This is a genomic window from Streptomyces lincolnensis (assembly GCF_001685355.1).
Taxonomy (GTDB): Bacteria; Actinomycetota; Actinomycetes; order Streptomycetales; family Streptomycetaceae; genus Streptomyces; species Streptomyces lincolnensis.
This window is the reverse complement of sequence record NZ_CP016438.1, coordinates 6,150,078-6,167,466: the sequence shown is the minus strand read 5'-3', so window position 1 is coordinate 6,167,466 and position 17,389 is coordinate 6,150,078. Positions and strand designations below refer to the sequence as shown.

Annotated in this window: 13 protein-coding genes; 4 read left to right on the top strand and 9 right to left on the bottom strand. The window is 72.4% G+C overall.

Annotation, left to right across the window (positions count from 1 at the left end; all coding sequences use genetic code 11):
• Positions 1-91: 91 nt before the first annotated feature.
• From sucD to SLINC_RS27555, 8 genes are all read right to left on the bottom strand, one after another.
• Entirely contained in the window at positions 92-976 is an 885-nt protein-coding gene (gene sucD / locus SLINC_RS27590; RefSeq protein WP_067438133.1) for a succinate--CoA ligase subunit alpha, read from the bottom strand.
• A 21-nt stretch (positions 977-997) separates the two neighbouring features.
• Entirely contained in the window at positions 998-2,176 is a 1,179-nt protein-coding gene (gene sucC / locus SLINC_RS27585) for an ADP-forming succinate--CoA ligase subunit beta (RefSeq protein ID WP_067438131.1), read from the bottom strand.
• A 487-nt stretch (positions 2,177-2,663) separates the two neighbouring features.
• Positions 2,664-3,950 carry a hypothetical protein gene (locus SLINC_RS27580; RefSeq protein ID WP_067438129.1) on the bottom strand — a complete coding sequence of 429 codons (1,287 nt, stop codon included), beginning with the start codon at positions 3,948-3,950 and terminating at the stop codon, positions 2,664-2,666.
• A 243-nt stretch (positions 3,951-4,193) separates the two neighbouring features.
• Complete coding sequence (locus tag SLINC_RS49475) at positions 4,194-5,237, bottom strand: hypothetical protein (RefSeq protein ID WP_220472919.1); 1,044 nt, start codon at positions 5,235-5,237, stop codon at positions 4,194-4,196.
• 182 nt (positions 5,238-5,419) lie between these two features.
• Complete coding sequence (locus SLINC_RS27570) at positions 5,420-6,640, bottom strand: vWA domain-containing protein (RefSeq protein WP_225988397.1); 1,221 nt, start codon at positions 6,638-6,640, stop codon at positions 5,420-5,422.
• Positions 6,640-6,909 carry a hypothetical protein gene (locus SLINC_RS27565; RefSeq protein WP_067438125.1) on the bottom strand — a complete coding sequence of 90 codons (270 nt, stop codon included), beginning with the start codon at positions 6,907-6,909 and terminating at the stop codon, positions 6,640-6,642. Before SLINC_RS27565 ends, SLINC_RS27570 begins: the two co-directional genes overlap by 1 nt.
• Positions 6,906-9,344: a DUF5682 family protein gene (locus SLINC_RS27560; protein WP_067438124.1), complete on the bottom strand. Its 2,439-nt coding sequence runs from the start codon at positions 9,342-9,344 to the stop codon at positions 6,906-6,908. The genes SLINC_RS27565 and SLINC_RS27560 overlap by 4 nt, the downstream gene beginning before the upstream one ends.
• A 42-nt stretch (positions 9,345-9,386) precedes the next feature.
• A complete protein-coding gene (locus SLINC_RS27555) occupies positions 9,387-10,517 on the bottom strand; it encodes an ATP-binding protein (RefSeq protein ID WP_067445762.1) in 1,131 nt (376 codons plus the stop codon).
• Between the two features lie 133 nt (positions 10,518-10,650).
• On the opposite strand from SLINC_RS27555, the gene SLINC_RS27550 reads away from it, so the two are divergent.
• Positions 10,651-12,006, top strand: coding sequence for an SWIM zinc finger family protein (locus tag SLINC_RS27550; RefSeq protein WP_067438122.1), 1,356 nt, complete (start codon positions 10,651-10,653; stop codon positions 12,004-12,006).
• A 184-nt stretch (positions 12,007-12,190) separates the two neighbouring features.
• Positions 12,191-13,813, top strand: a complete 1,623-nt coding sequence (locus SLINC_RS27545; protein ID WP_067438120.1) for a DUF5691 domain-containing protein — start codon at positions 12,191-12,193, stop codon at positions 13,811-13,813.
• Positions 13,814-13,842: 29 nt separating this feature from the next.
• Here the strand turns inward: SLINC_RS27545 and SLINC_RS27540 are convergent, their stop codons facing one another.
• Positions 13,843-14,259 (bottom strand): cobalamin B12-binding domain-containing protein, encoded by a 417-nt coding sequence (locus SLINC_RS27540; RefSeq protein WP_067438118.1) that lies wholly within the window; start codon positions 14,257-14,259, stop codon positions 13,843-13,845.
• 521 nt (positions 14,260-14,780) lie between these two features.
• On the opposite strand from SLINC_RS27540, the gene SLINC_RS27535 reads away from it, so the two are divergent.
• The gene (locus SLINC_RS27535; RefSeq protein ID WP_067438116.1) at positions 14,781-15,650 is read left to right on the top strand and encodes a lipase family alpha/beta hydrolase; all 870 of its coding nucleotides are present in this window, start codon (positions 14,781-14,783) and stop codon (positions 15,648-15,650) included.
• A 260-nt stretch (positions 15,651-15,910) separates the two neighbouring features.
• Entirely contained in the window at positions 15,911-17,356 is a 1,446-nt protein-coding gene (locus SLINC_RS27530; RefSeq protein WP_067438114.1) for a M23 family metallopeptidase, read from the top strand.
• Positions 17,357-17,389: the final 33 nt, after the last annotated feature.

Genomic DNA, 17,389 nt, shown 5'->3' with positions numbered 1-17,389 from the left:
GAACAACCGGACCCGGCACCCCGTGACGCGCTGATGGGCCCGCCCCCACCAAGGGGACAGGCCCATCGACGTTCAGCTGAGGAGTGACCGCTCAGCCGGCGAGGATCTCCCGCGCCAGCTTGGCCGTCTCCGTCGGCGTCTTACCGACCTTGACGCCCGCGGCCTCCAGCGCCTCCTTCTTCGCGGCGGCCGTACCGGAGGAACCGGAGACGATCGCACCCGCGTGGCCCATGGTCTTGCCCTCGGGCGCGGTGAAGCCCGCGACGTAGCCGACGACCGGCTTCTTCACGTTCTCCGCGATGAACGCGGCCGCCCGCTCCTCGGCGTCGCCACCGATCTCACCGATCATGACGATCAGGTCGGTGTCGGGGTCGGCCTCGAACGCGGCGAGCGCGTCGATGTGGGTCGTCCCGATGACCGGGTCGCCACCGATGCCGACGGCCGACGAGAAGCCGATGTCGCGCAGCTCGTACATCATCTGGTACGTCAGCGTGCCGGACTTCGAGACCAGGCCGATGCGGCCCGGCTTGGTGATGTCGCCCGGGATGATGCCGGCGTTCGACTGGCCCGGCGTGATGAGACCGGGGCAGTTCGGGCCGATGATCCGGGTCTTGTTGCCCTGCGACACGGCGTAGGCGTAGAACGCGGCCGAGTCGTGGACGGCGATGCCCTCGGTGATGACGACCGCGAGCGGGATCTCGGCGTCGATCGCCTCGACCACGGCGGCCTTGGCGAAGGCCGGCGGGACGAAGAGGACGGACACGTTCGCGCCCGTCTTCTCGATCGCCTCGGCGACCGTGCCGAAGACCGGGATCTCGTTGCCGTCGATGTCGACGGACGTGCCCGCCTTGCGCGGGTTCACGCCACCGACGATGTTCGTGCCGTCGGCCAGCATGAGCTTGGTGTGCTTCATGCCCGTGGCACCGGTCATGCCCTGGACGATGACCTTGGAGTCCTTGTTGAGGAAAATAGCCATGGCTGTTTAGTCCCTCGTCCCTTACTTCGCAGCCGCGAGCTCGGCGGCCTTGTCGGCCGCGCCGTCCATGGTGTCCACGCGCTGCACCAGCGGGTGGTTGGCGTCGGAGAGGATCTTGCGACCCAGCTCGGCGTTGTTGCCGTCGAGACGGACGACCAGCGGCTTGGTGACTTCCTCGCCCTTGTCCGCGAGCAGCTGGAGCGCCTGGACGATGCCGTTGGCGACCTCGTCGCAGGCGGTGATGCCACCGAAGACGTTGACGAAGACGGACTTGACGTCCGGGTCGCCGAGGATGATCTCCAGGCCGTTCGCCATGACGGCGGCGGAGGCGCCACCACCGATGTCGAGGAAGTTGGCCGGCTTCACGCCGCCGTGGTTCTCACCGGCGTACGCGACGACGTCCAGGGTGCTCATGACGAGACCCGCGCCGTTGCCGATGATGCCGACCTCGCCGTCGAGCTTGACGTAGTTGAGGTTCTTCTCCTTGGCGGCGGCCTCGAGCGGGTTGGCCGCGTCCTTGTCCTGGAGGGCCTCGTGTCCCGGCTGACGGAACTCGGCGTTCTCGTCGAGGGAGACCTTGCCGTCCAGGGCGATGACGTCACCGGAGGCGACCTTGGCCAGCGGGTTGACCTCGACGAGGAGGGCGTCCTCCTCGATGAAGGTCTTCCACAGGGTGACAAGGACGTTCTCGACCTTGTCGGCGACCTCGGCCGGGAAGTTCGCGGCCTCTACGATCTGGCGGGCGACCTCGGGGGTCACACCCACGTTGGCGTCGATGGGCGTCTTGGCGACGGCCTCGGGGCGGGTCTCCGCCACCTCCTCGATCTCCATGCCGCCCTCGACGGACGCGATGGAGAGGAAGGTGCGGTTGGCACGGTCCAGGAGGAAGGAGACGTAGTACTCCTCCAGGATCTCCGGGGCCGTCTCGGCGATCATCACCTTGTGGACCGTGTGGCCCTTGATGTCCATGCCGAGGATGTTGGTCGCGTGCTCGACCGCCTCGTCGGCGGTGGCGGCGAGCTTCACGCCGCCGGCCTTGCCACGGCCGCCGACCTTCACCTGGGCCTTGACGACGGACTTGCCACCAAGACGCTCGGTGGCTGCGCGGGCCGCCTCAGGCGTGTCGATGACTTCACCGGCCAGCACCGGTACATCGTGCTTGGCGAAGAGGTCCCTCGCCTGGTACTCGAACAGGTCCACGCGCTTCCGTCCCTATCAGTGATCTCGCGGTTCGTTGTCTGCGTGGGCGTGCCGCGAGGGCAACGTGACGTCCGCTGTCTGTCACAAGGGTGGCGCACACGGTGTCCGAGCGCGCGGCATGTCCGTCTCGCAGGTTATCGCTGCTTGCAGGGGGCCCCTAAATCGAGGGTCACACCTGAGCGGTGATACCTGTCACATGATGCCGGGATCACTGGCACGGCGTGCCGCAGGGGAGAGACCTCACCGGGTTGGGGTTGACCCGGTGAGGCCCCTTGAACGGCCCCTTAGGGGCTCAGGACGGGCGATCCCCACCCCAATGGGGACCAGTCCGCCCCATCCATGAGGTTCCGGCCGGACAAACCGATGGCTTTCGGCCGTCCGGGGCCGGGTGCCTCATGGAGATCGGTCGTCCGCCGCTGAGGCGTTTCCTCCGGGCGGCGGCGCACGGGTTGGTGCGAGGGCTGGCGCGAGGGCCGGTGCGGGGGCGTCAGACGCCGTACGCGTCACCGAGGTGCACGTCCTGCGCGTTCTGTACGTCCTGCACGTAGCCCGGGGTGGCCGAGTCGGCCACGCCCTCCACGCCGGTGAGGGCGTGACCGACGAGCGGGTGCGCGGTCTGCCGGACCGTCCCGGTCAGGTCCTGCGCGAAGGGCACGGCCTGCCCGGCGACGCCGTACGCGAACGGGGTCACCTCTCCCGTGACGCCCTGCGCGAAAGGCGCGACGTCACCGGTGACTCCGTACGCCATATCGGTCGCCGAGCCGGTCACGCCGTACGCCAGCGTCGTGGCGCTGCCGCCGACGCCGTCCACGACCGGGCGGACGGTCTCCACGACCGTGTCCACGACCGGCCGGACGGCGCCGGTGACGCCCTGGGCGAAGGGGGGCACCTGGCCGGTGACGCCGTGTCCGAGCTGGGTCGCGTGGCCGGTGACGTCGTACCCGAGGTGGGTCGCGTGGCCGGAGACGCCCTCCGCGAGGGGGGCGGCCTCGCCGACGACACCTCCGGCGAAGGGGCCGACCTCCCGCGTGACGCCGTACGCCAGCGCGCCCGCGTCCTCGACGGCCTGCCCGGCGACCTGGACGACGCCGTGCACGGTGGTGTTCGCGACGGGCGGCAGCACGGAGTCCGTGGTGTCGGCGGCGACCTGACCGACCAGTCCGGTGGCGTACGGCTGGACCTCGGCGACGGTCCCGTACGCCAGCGCGGTGGCCCCGGACGCGGCGCGCTCGGCGACCGGCACCGCTCCGGCCACCGCGGTGTACGCCACCGGTGGCACGGCCGCGGCCGCCGTCTGGTCGACGACCGGGGTGACGGTGCCGGTGGCTTCGGCGACCTGTGCCTGCGCCTGTGTCTGCGTCTGCGTCTGCGTCTGCTCCAGGTCGGGGGCGAAGTCGGAGAGGGGGCCGAAGAGGTAGTCGACCTCGTCCTGGGGCGCGCTCGCGTCGGTGACGGTGTCCCGGACGTCGGTGGGAGTGTCCCGGACGTCGATGACGGCGCCCTCGGACTCGGCCTGCGCCGCGCGGGCCGCCTTGGCGCCCAGGATCGCGGCGGCGCCCCTGGCCTTCGCGGTCTTCGGCGCGGTGCTCGTGGCGACGGTGTCGACGGTGTTGGCGGTGTCGGTGGCGGTGTCCGCGACGGATTCGGTCGTCGCGTCCGGCGTGGAGAGGGAGGACGCGGGCAGTTCGTCCGCGCTTGCCGCGGCGGAACCGAGCGCCCAGGCGCCCGTGACACCGGCGGCTATCACGATGGAACGGCGGATGTTCTTGTTCATGGCGTGCGTCAGATCCTTAGATCCTCGGAAGTTCCGAAGCGCCTCGGCGGAGCCGTTGGGGCCTCGGGACCTGGGAAGGCTGGGGACATCCGGTGCCTGTGGAAAGAGGCGCCGGGCTTCGTCCGGAGATCGGAGGATCAAGAGATGCGGTGATCTGGTGATCCGTTGATCGAGGGGGATCCGGACGGGCGGGCAGACCTGTTCCGCCCCCGCGCGGCAGGTCTACGGCGGGGGATGTCCTGCCTAGGCCGGAGAGACCGGGATGTCCTGGTGCCTGTTCCGGGTTCCGTCGGCGTCGACGCCGACGGCCGCGCCGGGCACGAGCCACAACGGTGCCCGGTGATCGAGGGTGACGGCGTGGGCGTCACCGCCGTGCCGCGAAGTACCGCTGTCCATCGCCGGCTTGCCGACCAGCGCCCCACCCGGGGCACCGGGCGACTGCTCCAGGGGCGCGTGCTCGACGGGGGCGGCCCGGTGCGCGGCTGCCGACCGGGCAGTACTACCGCTCGCGGCGCCGTCCGTGAACCGCGGTCCGTGGACGGGGGACGCCTCTACGGCGGAACGCCCCTCGGAGTCCTCACCCTTCGCCCCCGGTGACGTCACCGCCCCACCCGGCTGCGGCGCGGACGTGACCGGCGCGGGCAACGTCTTCCCCGGAATCTCCGGAAGCCCCGGAACCTCCGGCGCACCGGGAAGCTCGGGAACCCCGGGCGGAGTCGGCAGGCCCGGCCAGGACGGAGCGTCCGGCCAGCTCGGCGACTCGGGCCAGGCCGGGGCATCCGGGAAGGCCGGGAGACTCGGAGCGCCCGGCAGGTTCGGGAGACTCGGCAGATTCGGAACGCCCGGAAGATTCGGGACGGTCGGCAGGTTCGGGACGCTCGGCAGGTTCGGAACGCTCGGCAGCGAAGCCGACGGGGGCAGCTTCGCCTTCGCGTCGGCCAGCCCCCCGGTCACTTTCTCGGCGACATCTCCGACGGGCCGAGTGACCCGGGTGACCTGGGTGACCTGAGTCCCCACGGACCGGACGACCGGCTCGGCCGCAGCCCCGGTGGGGGTCTGTGTCCCGGTCAGGGCACGCGTCGCCTCGCCGACCGCATCCGTCGTCGCCGACCGCACGCTCTCCGTGGGCGCCGACGGCACCCCGTCGACCGCGTGTGCCTGCTCTCCCCAGAGGAGACCGAGCGCGAACAAACCACCCACCAGCACCGCCACTTGCAGCGCATACCGCCCGGCCGCCCTGCGCATCACGCGCAGAGCGGCACCAGGAAACGCGGCAGCCCAGATCAAGGGGGGAGAGTCCTCCCGTGCGGCAGAACGAAGCAGGCGGTACGACGGTCGCCGATCCTTGCACGGGACGCCCGAGGTAGCGCAAGCCCTCCGTTACCGATGGGCACTCATGTCCGTTTTGCTGGGCCAAGACCACGTCAATGGGTCGACAAATCCCCCTCGATTTCCGCGCGGTCGGCTGCTCACGCGGTCTCCGGTATCGGAAGCGGCCGCTTCTCGATGGCCGCCGCCATCACGTCGGGGAAGAGGTCGGGCGTGCACGCGAAGGCCGGTGCGCCGAGCGCGGCGAGCGCCGACGCGTGCTCCCGGTCGTAGGCGGGAGCCCCCTCGTCGGACAGCGCGAGCAGCGTCACGAACTGCACCCCCGAGGCCTTCATGGCCGCGACCCGCTTGAGCATCTCGTTGCGAATGCCTCCCTCGTACAGATCGCTGATCAGCACGACCACCGTTTCCGCGGGCCGCGTGATCTGCGACTGGCAGTACGCGAGCGCCCGGTTGATGTCCGTCCCACCGCCCAGCTGCGTGCCGAACAGGACGTCCACCGGGTCGTCCAGCTGGTCGGTGAGGTCGACGACCGCCGTGTCGAAGACGACGAGCCGTGTGGTGATCGACCGCATGGACGCCAGCACCGCCCCGAACACCGAGGCGTAGACGACGGACGCCGCCATCGACCCCGACTGGTCGATGCAGAGGACAACCTCCTTCTTCACCGACTGGGACGCCCTGCCGTAGCCGACCAGCCGCTCCGGCACGATCGTTCGGTACTCGGGCAGGTAGTGCTTGAGGTTGGCCGCGATCGTGCGGTTCCAGTCGATGTCGTGGTGGCGCGGCCGGTTGATACGGGCGCTGCGGTCCAGGGCCCCCGTGAGCGTGGCCCGGGTGCGGGTGGCGAGCCGCTTCTCCAGGTCCTCGACGACCTTGCGCACGACCGCCCGTGCCGTCTCCTTCGTCGTCTCCGGCATCGCCTTGTTGAGGGAGAGCAGCGTGCCGACCAGGTGCACGTCGGCCTCCACCGCCTCCAGCATCTCCGGTTCGAGAAGCAGCGTGGACAGCCCGAGCCGGTCGATGGCGTCGCGCTGCATGACCTGGACGACGGAGGAGGGGAAGTACGTCCGGATGTCCCCGAGCCAACGCGCCACCGACGGCGCCGACGCCCCCAGCCCCGCCGAACGGTCCCGACCCGCCCGGCTCTGCCCGTCCCCCTTGCCGTAGAGCGCGGTCAGCGCCCCGTCCATCGCCGCGTCCTGCCCGGACAGCCGGCATCCCGTGCCGTCGGCCTCCTCACCGCCGAGCACGAGCCGCCAACGCCGCAGCCGCTCCTGAGCCGGGTCGACCGGACCGGCCGGGTCCGCCTGCGCCGCCTGGCCTGCCTGGCTCGCCTGGTTGCTCGTCCCGGTCGTCATCAGCACACCCCCGTCGGCAGCCGGTCCCAGAGCGGGATCACCGGCACGGTCGTCGTCGGGCCGTGGTCGTGGGCCGCGGTTCGCCACCGGGACGCAGGCGCCGATGCCGATGCCGGTACCAGTGCCGGTGCCGACAGCCGCATCGGCCGGTCTCCCGCCCGGTCTCCGTGCCCCGCACTCACGACCTCCACGGCACCCATGGCCTCCACGACATCCACCGCTTCCAGAGTCACCACGTCCTCCCCCGCCTCCACCCGCTCGGTCCTCATCGCCCCACCCCCACAAGGTCGTTGTCGGCACCGTCGTCCACCGTGTCCAGCCCCAGCAGCAGCCGCACCACCGGCACCACCGCGTCCGCCCGCTCGCCGTCGAGGTCGGGAGCGAAGCCGGGTATGCCGGCCCCGGCCGTCGCCGTACCCCCTGTGCGCCCCGGCCCGCGTCGGACCAGTTCGCCGAGGGTCCGGCGCACGCCCGGCTCGTACGCGGAGAAGGTGCGCCGCAGCAGGGGCAGTACGTCGGTGAACGCCTCCGCCGGGACCCCGGTCAGCCAGGCGTCGACCAGCCCGAGCAGCCGTTCGTCGTGGACGAGCAGCATCCCGCCGCCGGAGCCGCCGCCCACGAAGCCCTCGATCCAGGCGGCCGCGTCCCCCGGCGGTGTTCCCGGCGACAGCACCAGCCCCATGAGCCGCGCCGCCTCGTCCTGCGCCAACTCACCGCCGTCCAGCAGCAGTCGTACGGCACGCCCCCGGATCACGCCGGGCACGGTGTCCCGGTCGGACAGCACCCGGAGCACGGCCTGCCAACGCTGCCGCAGGTCCGCGTGGGCCGGGGCGGGTGCGTCGCCCAGCAGCCCCACCGCCCCGTGCACCGCGTCGACATGGCGGCGCAGCTCCTCGGCGGCGTCCGCGTCGAGGGCGGTGCAGGCCGGGGGCAGGCCGACGAAGATCCGCTCGGCGAGGCCCGCGGCGACCTCCGTCAGCGCCCCTGTGTCGGTGCCGCGCACGTCGCCGTAGCGCAGGGAACGGACCAGGGCGGGCAGGGCCTGGGCGAGATGGCCGACGTCCGCGTCGAGGGCCGCCCGGTCGGTGAGGACCCGCATCACCGTGGGCAGCGCGTCCGGCAGTTCGGCCAGCAGGCAGCGCTCGGCGAGCGCCGTGACGTCGGCGAGGCCCGGTGCCGCGACGGCGTCGGACTCCGCCCTGGCGGTCGCCGCGGCGAGCACGGTCGTCCCCCACACCCCGGCCTCCGCGACCCGCACGGCCAGCTCCGGCTCCCACCGCAGCCGCCAGGTCTCCCGGAACGTACCCGTGCTGCCCCGGGAGGCGACCGGCTCGCCCCACGGCACGCCCAGCAGCTCCAGCCGGTGCAGCAGCCGGCTGCGCTCCGCGTCGGTGTCCTTGCGCAGGTCGAGCTCCAACTCCCGCTCCAGCGCCTCGGGTTTGAGCCGCAGCCGCCGCTGGATCCGGTCGAGGTCCCGCTGCAACGGCACCGCGGGCGCCGCCTGCGGCACCTCTCCCAGCACGTCGCCCACCACGAGCCGGTCGTGCACCAGTGCCAGCGGCACGTCCGAGCCCTCGCACATCACCGCCCGCACGGCGTCGGTCGTCTCGGTCAGTCCCGCCAGCGGGCGGCCCCGCATCGCCGCGAGCGTCTCGGCGAGCCGCACCGCCTCGATGACGTGCGCCGAGGACACCATCCGGTCCTCCTCCCGCAGGAGTCCGGCCACCTTGGTCAGCCACCGCTCGACCGGCCGGTCCGGCGCGCCGAACAGATGGCCGTACCAGCCCGGGGAGTCGATGCCCGCGCCGTACCCGCTGCGCCGTGCCAGCCGGCGGTGCGTCCAGGGCACCCAGGTCATGTCCGTCCTGACCTTGGGCAGCCCCTTCAGCAGCGCCTTGTCGGCGGCCACGGTGGTCCTGTGCCGCAGTGCGGGAACGTGCCAGGCGCCGCACACCACGGCCACTTCGTCCCCGAACTCGCGCTGCGCCGCCCGCATCTGGAGCCGCATGTACGCCTCCCGCACGAGATCCCGGTCGTGTCCGCCGGTCCCGAAGGTCTCCCGCAGCGCTCCCATGGCCTCCTCCAGCACGGTGAACGGCGCGAAGGGGTCCCCCTCGTCGCCCGCTCCCCCGCCCCGGTGCTCGACGACGTCCTCCCACCATCGCTCCGGGTCGTCGTACCCGGCGGTCTCGGCGAGCACGGCCAGCGGATCGACCCGCACCTCGGCACCGGAGACGGGGGCGTCGGCATCCGCGTCTGCGGGGACGTCGGCTTCTTCCCCCCTGTCCGCTTCCTCCCCCCTGTCCGCCGAGGTCGCGTCCTCGGGTTCCGTCGCCTCGTCCCTCCCCCAGACGAGGGTGTGCGTGGCCGGCAGGTCGATGAACCGGGCCGGGACGTCGTGCTCCAGGGCCCAGCGGATCGCGACCCACTCCGGGGAGAACTCGGCCAACGGCCAGAACGCCGAGCGGCCCGGCTCGTCCACGGCATGGGCGAGGAGCGCGACCGGCGGCCGCATGTCCTCCTCGGCGGCCAGGGGGATCAGGGCGTCGGCCTCGGGCGGCCCCTCGATCAATACGACCTGCGGCCGGGCCGCGGCCAGCGCCGCGCGCACCGCCCGCGCGGATCCCGGCCCGTGGTGCCGCACCCCCAGCAGCAGCGGCCCCTGCCGGGGCCACCGCCCCACGGCTTCCTCAGTCCCTGTCACACCGTCCCCTCCCCTCCGCCATCACATGCCGCCCGGTGCCGGTCACGCGCTCACCTCGCGGCAGGCCCGGTAGAAGTCCTTCCAGCCGTCGCGCTCGCGGACGACCGCCTCCAGGTACTCCTGCCAGATGACCCGGTCGGCCGCCGGATCGCGGACGACGGCGCCGAGGATGCCCGCGGCGACGTCACCGGCCCGCAGGACGCCGTCTCCGAAGTGCGCCGCCAGCGCGAGGCCGTTGGTGACGACGGAGATGGCCTCCGCCGTGGACAGCGTGCCGCTGGGCGACTTCAGCTTGGTGCGGCCGTCGGCGGTGACGCCGTCGCGCAGTTCGCGGAAGACGGTCACGACCCGGCGGATCTCGGTGATGCCGTCGGGCGCGGCCGGCAGGTCGAGGGAGCGGCCCATCTGGTCGACGCGCCGCGAGACGATGTCGACCTCGGCCTCGACGCTCTCCGGCAGCGGCAGCACGACCGTGTTGAAGCGGCGGCGCAGGGCGCTGGACAGGTCGTTGACCCCGCGGTCGCGGTCGTTGGCCGTCGCGATCAGGTTGAACCCGCGGACCGCCTGCACCTCCTGGCCCAGTTCCGGGATGGGCAGCGTCTTCTCCGAAAGGATCGTGATGAGCGTGTCCTGGACGTCGGCGGGGATTCGGGTGAGTTCCTCGACACGGGCCGTCATCCCCTCGGACATCGCCCGCATGACCGGGCTGGGGACGAGGGCGTCGCGGCTCGGGCCGTGCGCGAGCAGCTGCGCGTAGTTCCAGCCGTACCGGATCGCCTCCTCCGGTGTGCCGGCCGTGCCCTGCACCAGCAGGGTCGAGTCGCCGCTGACCGCCGCGGCCAGGTGCTCGGACACCCAGGTCTTCGCGGTGCCGGGCACGCCGAGCAGGAGCAGGGCGCGGTCGGTGGCGAGGGTGGTGACGGCGACCTCGACGAGTCGGCGCGGGCCCACGTACTTCGGTGTGATCACGGTGCCGTCGGGCAGGGTGCCGCCGAGGAGATAGGTGGCCACCGCCCACGGCGAGAGCTTCCAACGGGCCGGCCGGGGCCGGTCGTCCTGCGTGGCGAGCGCGGCGAGTTCCTCCGCGAAGGCGTTCTCGGCATGCGGCCGCAACGCTTCGGCGGTCTCCCCGTCGGATACATCGACAGACATCGGCTCTACAGACACAGACATGGCTGAGGCCCCCTCCAGCTCGGCCGGTTCGGATCTGGTGTCCACCGTGCACCACGCCACTGACAATCCGTTCCGACCTGCGCAAACGCGCTGGCCGGGGCGATTGTCAGTGGTGGGATCTACCTTCGATGGCATGACTCAGCAGGGGGTGCGCTGGAGCGCGGACCAGGTGCTGTCGCTGGCGCCTGACGCCGCGTCACGCAAAGCGGGGAGCAAACTCGGCGCGGCCGGTCCGTGGTCCGAGGCGGGCAGTTGTGGGGAGGGGACGGTGTGGGGGCTGTGCAAGGGCAGTGGCAGCAAGCCGTATCAGACGGTCGTGGACATCGCGGACGCGTCCGGCCCGGCGTACAAGTGCAGTTGTCCGAGCCGGAAGTTCCCGTGCAAGCACGCCCTCGGGCTGCTGCTGCTCTGGGCGGGCGGGGACGGCGCGGTGCCGCCGGGGCAGCCGCCGGAGTGGGCCGAGCAGTGGATGGAGGGGAGAAGGAAGCGGGCGGAGGACAAGCGCACGGCGGAGACCGCCGGTTCCTCGTCCGGCTCGGCTGATCCCGAGGCGGCACGGCGCAGGGCGGAGCGCCGGGCCGAGCGGATCACCGCCGGGGCGACGGAATTGGAGCAGCGGCTGGCGGACCTGCTGCGCGGCGGCCTCGCGGGCGCGGAACAGACGGGCTACGGGCAGTGGGAGGAGACGGCGGCCCGCATGGTCGACGCACAGGCCTCCGGACTGGCCGCGCGGGTGCGGGAGTTGGGGTCGATACCGGCGTCCGGTCCGGGCTGGCCGGTGCGGCTGCTGGAGGAGTGCGCGCTCCTCCATCTCCTGGACCAGGGCTGGCTGCACCGCGAGGGGCTGCCGGACGGCCTGGCGTCCACGGTCCGTTCCCGGATCGGCCTGCCCGCCTCGGCGGACGGCCCGCCGGTGCGGGACCGCTGGCTGGTTCTCGCCCAGTACGACACGGCGGACAGCCGTCTGACGACCCGTCGTGCCTGGCTGTACGGCGCCGAGTCGGACCGTACGGTGCTTCTCCTCTCTTATGGCGCCGCCGGCCGCGCCCCGGACCTCGCGCTGCCGGTGGGCCTGGTCCTGGACGCGGAGGTGTCGGCCTACCCGGGCGCGGGCCAGCCCCGGGTGGCGCTGGGCGAGCAGTTCACGCAGCCCGTTCCCGCGCCGATCCGGCCGCCGGGGGTGACGACGGCCCAGGCGGCGGCCCGGTACGGCAAGGCCCTGCGGGACGATCCCTGGCTGGACTCCGTCCCGGTGACGCTGGACCGGGTCGTCCCGACGCCGGACGGCGACTCCTGGCAGCTGGCGGACGCCGACGGGGACACGGCGCTGCCGCTGACCCCCGCCGCCCGTGCGCGTCCGGGCCTGTGGCGGCTGGTGTCGTTGTCGGGCGGCGCCCCGGTCACGGTCTTCGGCGAGTGCGGCCACCGCGGCTTCACTCCGCTGACGGCCTGGCCGGAGGGGGCGGGCGAGGCGGTGCCGCTGTGCTGAGTCGCCCTGCGTCCGCCGTGCCGACCCGGCTCGCGCGCCGTCCGGACGCCCCGCCCCTTCTCACTCGCGCCACGCATGCCTCGCGCGCCGCTGGACACCCGCGACGGGTGAGCCTTCAACCACTCCGGGGCAGCGCACGAGAAACCTCGGAAGGCCACACACGACACCGCACGGAGGGCAGCGCATGAACGGGACTCCCACTCCTGTGGACGCACCCGCGCCGAACGCCTGGGAGGAACTCGTCACGGCGGCGCTGCTCGGCACGGAGCGCCGCACCCCACCGGGCTGTCCGCCGGGCCCCGAGGCCCCGGCGGCGCTGCTGGACGCGGCGGCCGCGGAGACCGTACGACGTCGGGCCGGGCTGCGGCCGGGACGGGCGGCCGCGCGAGTGGAGCCGGCCGCCGAGGACCCGCGCCCACCACTGCCGACCGCCGCGGCGCGCAGGCTGGCGATGCTGCTGACCGACCGACCGGGCACCGGCGGCGGTGGCCGCAGAGGCACGGCACCGGACCTGATGGAGCTGCTGCCGCAGTGGCTCGCGACGGCGAACACCCAGGGGTTCGCGCCCCCTCCGGAGCTGCTGCCCGCCCTCCTGGACGCGGCCCGCGGGCGTACGGACCTGCGGCAGGCGGCGCTGGCCTTCGCGGGGGCGCGTGCGGTGTGGCTCGCCCGGCTGAACCCCGACTGGCGGTTCGCCCTGCGCGCGGCGCCGGGCGGAGGCATGGCGCTGCCGCACCTGGAGGACACGGACAGGATCCGGCAGCTCTGGGAGGAAGGGCTGTTCGCCGAGCGGGTCGCCCTGCTGAGCGCGATACGCGCCCGTGAGCCGGCCGCCGCGCGCGAGCTGCTCGCGACGACCTGGGCGACGGAGCGGGCCGAGGACCGGCTGATGTTCCTCGACTCCCTGCGCACCGGTCTGGCGGCGGACGACGAGCCGTTCCTGGAGCAGGCGCTGACGGACCGGAGCCGGAACGTCCGGGCGACGGCCGCGGAGCTGCTGTCGTCGCTGCCCGGCTCGGCGCTCGCCGCGCGGATGGCGGTCAGGGCCGGGGCGTGCGTGGCCGTCGACCACACCGGGAGCACCCCGACGCTCCTGGTCGAGGCGCCCCATGAGTGCGACGCGGGCATGGAGGGCGACGGCGTCGTGGCCAAGGCTCCGGCGGGCCGGGGAGAGCGGTCCTGGTGGTTCGGCCAGTTGGTGGAGGCGGCACCCCTCGCGACCTGGCCCGCCCGGCTCGGTCGCCGTACGCCCCAGGAGATCGTGGCGCTGCCGGTGGCGGACGACTGGCAGGCCGAACTGCACGCGGCCTGGTGCCGGGCCGCGGTGCGTCAGCGGAACGCCGCATGGGCGCGGGCACTGCTCGCGGCCCCCGCGGCTCCCGAGGCCGGTGGCCCCGGCGCGGTGTCCCTGGCCGAGCGGTCCAAGCTGCTCGGCACGCTGGGCGGCGCCGAACGGGCCGACTGGGTCGCCGGGTTCATCTCGGCCCACGGGCTGTCGGAGGCGTTCCAGCTGCTCGGAGTGTGCGCGGTGCCGTGGTCCGAGCCGCTCGGCCGGGCCGTCGTCGACGCACTCAACATCGCACGGGACGCGGGGAGTTACCCATGGAGCTTCAGCGGCGTGATGGGGCTGGCCGAGCGCTGCCTCGACCCCTCCGAGGCGAGCCGCCTCGACGGGCTGATGGCGGTGCCGGACGAGACGGAGGACGCGAGTCCCGGTGCCGGGGGCTACTGGGCGGAGGCGTTCCAGCGCCTGGTCTCCACGCTGAGGTTGCGGGCGGCGATGGCCGAGGAGCTGGGGGCGGTGTGATGCCTGGGCCGTCGCCGCGCGACGCCGATCTACGCGCCGGCCGGCTGCTGGACGTGCTCCCTGACCCAGTCCACGATCGACTGCGTCGTCGCCCCGGGCGTGAAGATCTCCGCGACGCCCTTCTCCTTCAGCGGCCGGATGTCCGCCTCGGGGATGATGCCGCCGCCGAACACCAGGATGTCCTCCGCCTCCCGCTCCTTGAGCAGGTCGATGACGGCCGCGAAGAGGGTGTTATGCGCACCGGACAGGATGGACAGACCGATCGCGTCGGCGTCCTCCTGAATGGCGGTGTCGACGATCTGCTCGGGGGTCTGATGGAGCCCGGTGTAGATGACCTCCATCCCGGCGTCCCGCAACGCACGGGCGATCACCTTGGCCCCGCGGTCATGGCCGTCGAGCCCCGGCTTGGCGACCACCACGCGGATCGGACCGGCTGCCACACCCATCACTGCCTCCATGAAGCGACTGCATCCATCCGTACCCACAAGTACACGACTACCCGCACCCGCCGGGAAAGTGAACGAACGTTATGGCCCGCATCCCTCAACCGGCAGTTTCGCGGAGGTTACCGAGGGGGAAATCACACGGTGGGACACGTTCGGGAGCCGCAACGAGGTCGTCGCACCGCCGCGCCGCAGTCCACGCGCCGCGGCGGTGCGACGCATCGACACCGGCACGAAGGGCACGCAGGACAGGTAAGGCACGACAGCGGGGAGCCTCGTCGCCTCATCGGCAGGGAAACCCGTCACGTCATTGGCGCACCACCAGCACCATCCGCACCACAGGCCCCAACCATCACAGCATCGTCACCACCAGCTCGACCGGCAGCCCCACCAGCACGCGCCACTCGCCGCACCCACCCCCCGCGCTCCACTCGCGCTCCGTCGATCACCACCTCCGCCGCGTCTCCCCATGAGCGCACACGGGGGACGGAGCCGTCCTCCTGTGTGCCGACAGGAGGTCGGCCATGAAGGTCACCGGGGCAGCACTGCCCATTCTTCCGCTCTGTCAGCGCCTGCTCCCGGGCAAGCTGGCGGGCCTCTCCCTGGCTCTCCTGAAGGCGACCGCCCTGGAGATCGCGATCCTCGCCGGCCACCTCCTTCTCTATCCCTCCGGTATCGCACAGGAGCGCCGCGCCCCCGCGCCCCCGCTCCCCGCACCGGAGGACAGCGCGACCCAGCTGCCCAGGGAGGCCAAGCCTCCGGTCGTGCTGCTGCACGGGTTCATCGACAACCGCTCGGTCTTCGTGCTGCTGCGCCGCAGCCTCGCCCAGCACGGCAGGCAGCAGATCGAGTCGCTCAACTACTCCCCGCTGACCTGCGACATCCGTACCGCGGCGGCACTGCTCGGCCGGCACATAGAGGAGATCTGCGAGCGCACGGGCAGCTCGCAGGTCGACGTGGTCGGACACAGCCTGGGCGGCCTGATCGCGCGGTACTACGTGCAGCGCCTCGGCGGCGACACGCGCGTACGAACCCTGGTCACGCTCGGCACGCCGCACTCCGGCACCAAGGTGGTGCCCCTGGCCAACGCGCACCCCATCGTGCGCCAGATGCGCCCCGGCTCAGAGGTGCTCGAGGAGCTCACTCTGCCCGCGCCGGACTGCCGTACGCACTTCGTCAGCTTCTGGAGCGATCTGGACCATCTGATGGACCCGCTGGAGACCGCCTGCGTCGAGCACCCGGACCTGTCCACGGAGAACGTGCGGGTCAGCGGCATCGGGCATCTCGCCCTGCCCGTGCACCCCGCCGTCGCGGCCGGGATACGCCGAGCTCTCGACACGGCTCTTCCGGGAGAGGAAACAGCGGCGCGCGCCGGCGGTCTGACCGTGGCCTAGCCACCGCCTCGCACCTCGCTCGCACAGGGACGCGACAGGCGCCGGACAGCCCACCAGCATCGAACAGTATTCGAACCCAAAGCCAAACCCGCGCCCGCAGTCCCCCGAAACACAGCCGAATGCCCGTTTCCTGCGCGCCCAAAACAGGTTGAAGATTGTCGCGCCCGCATACCGCCGGGTACAGTCACCGCACTGCTCTGGCAGCCCCTGTTGTCGAGGCGAAAGAGAAGTTGGTGAACGACCGTCACCCGTCGGGGACCATGACCACCCCGGCCCCGGCTTCCGACGCCGACCCCGCGCATTACGCGTCCTACGGCACCCAGGAAGCCCAGTACGGCGACTTCACCACGCACCACGCCTATGACGCCACCGGTTTCGACACCGGCGCCCAGGCCACCGCGACCTTCGACGCGGACCCCCTCTTCGGCAGTCTCCCGGGCGAGAACACGGGCTCGTACGACTCCTCGGACTGGTCCACGGGCAGCCAGCAGCCCCTGAACTACGACATGTACGCGGCCCAGCACCACGCCGCCTACGACACCGGCGCGTACGACGCCACCGCCTGGAACGGCGACCAGCAGCAGCTCTCCGCGATCCCCCCGCAGCACAACGGCCCCGACACCAGCGGGCACTGGGACGCGAACGCCTGGCTCCAGCCCGACCAGTCCGGCGGCCAGGCCGACCAGACCCAGCACTGGGAATGGGGCACGCAGGCCTTCGACACCGGCGCGTACGACGCCACGCAGTGGAACTCCGACGGCCCCGCCGCACCGGCCGCCGAGGAGTACGAACCGCAGGCCGCGTACGGCGAGTCGTACGACACCGAGCACGAAACGCCCGCCCCCGAAGCCGAGTCGGCCGCCACCGACGTACTGCCCTCGATCGCCGACGCGCCTCTGCTGGACGGCCAGGAGGAGGCCACCCCCGCCGCTCCCGCTCCGCTGGGCCGCGCGGCGACGCGCAACGCGGCCCGTTCCCGGCGCCGTACACCCCCCAGGCGTTCGGCGCTGCTGACGGTGGCCGTGCCCTCGGCGTGTGTGATGGGGGTCGCGGGAATCGCCGCCGCCTCCGTCGGCACCCTCACCGAGGACAGCAAGGACGCGTCGACGATGGCCGCGGACGCGACCGCGGTGAAACCATCCGCCGCGAACAACAAGCTCGACACCCAGCTGGAGAACCTCTCCGCCGAGGCGGACGACTTCAGCGACCGGGTCAGCCGGACGCAGGAACGTATCGACCTCAAGGCCCAGCAGGAGGCCGAGCGGAAGAAGGCGGCGGAGGAGGCGGCCCGCAAGGAGCGGCTGCGCCCGAAGTTCGCCCTCCCGGTCGCCCAGCACGGCCTCAGCGCCTACTACGGCCAGTCCGGCATCAACTGGATGTCCGTGCACACCGGGATCGACTTCCCCGTCTCCTACGGCACGACCGTGATGGCCGCGACCGACGGCACCGTCCGGACGCAGTGGAACAGCGCCTACGGCAACATGATGATCGTGACCGCGAAGGACGGCACGGAGACGTGGTACTGCCACCTCTCCAGCTACCGGGTCGCCTCGGGCACGACGGTGAAGGCCGGCGACCCGATCGCGTACAGCGGCAACTCCGGCAACTCCACCGGCCCGCACCTGCACTTCGAGGTGCACCCCGCGGGTGGCTCGGCGATCGACCCGCTTCCGTGGCTGCGCAGCCACGGGATCGACCCGACGTAAGAACCTTCTCGACGTAAGCACGTTCCCGACGTG

Excerpts from the sequence above, each read along its gene's own strand:
- SLINC_RS27565 (WP_067438125.1), bottom strand. The coding sequence starts at position 6,909 with ATGAGGACCGAGCGGGTGGAGGCGGGGGAGGACGTGGTGACTCTGGAA.
- SLINC_RS27550 (WP_067438122.1), top strand. The coding sequence starts at position 10,651 with ATGACTCAGCAGGGGGTGCGCTGGAGCGCGGACCAGGTGCTGTCGCTG.
- sucD (WP_067438133.1), bottom strand. The coding sequence starts at position 976 with ATGGCTATTTTCCTCAACAAGGACTCCAAGGTCATCGTCCAGGGCATG.
- SLINC_RS27555 (WP_067445762.1), bottom strand. The coding sequence starts at position 10,517 with ATGTCTGTGTCTGTAGAGCCGATGTCTGTCGATGTATCCGACGGGGAG.
- SLINC_RS27540 (WP_067438118.1), bottom strand. The coding sequence starts at position 14,259 with ATGGGTGTGGCAGCCGGTCCGATCCGCGTGGTGGTCGCCAAGCCGGGG.
- SLINC_RS27570 (WP_225988397.1), bottom strand. The coding sequence starts at position 6,640 with ATGACGACCGGGACGAGCAACCAGGCGAGCCAGGCAGGCCAGGCGGCG.
- SLINC_RS27530 (WP_067438114.1), top strand. The coding sequence starts at position 15,911 with ATGACCACCCCGGCCCCGGCTTCCGACGCCGACCCCGCGCATTACGCG.
- SLINC_RS27580 (WP_067438129.1), bottom strand. The coding sequence starts at position 3,950 with ATGAACAAGAACATCCGCCGTTCCATCGTGATAGCCGCCGGTGTCACG.
- SLINC_RS27535 (WP_067438116.1), top strand. The coding sequence starts at position 14,781 with ATGAAGGTCACCGGGGCAGCACTGCCCATTCTTCCGCTCTGTCAGCGC.
- SLINC_RS27545 (WP_067438120.1), top strand. The coding sequence starts at position 12,191 with ATGAACGGGACTCCCACTCCTGTGGACGCACCCGCGCCGAACGCCTGG.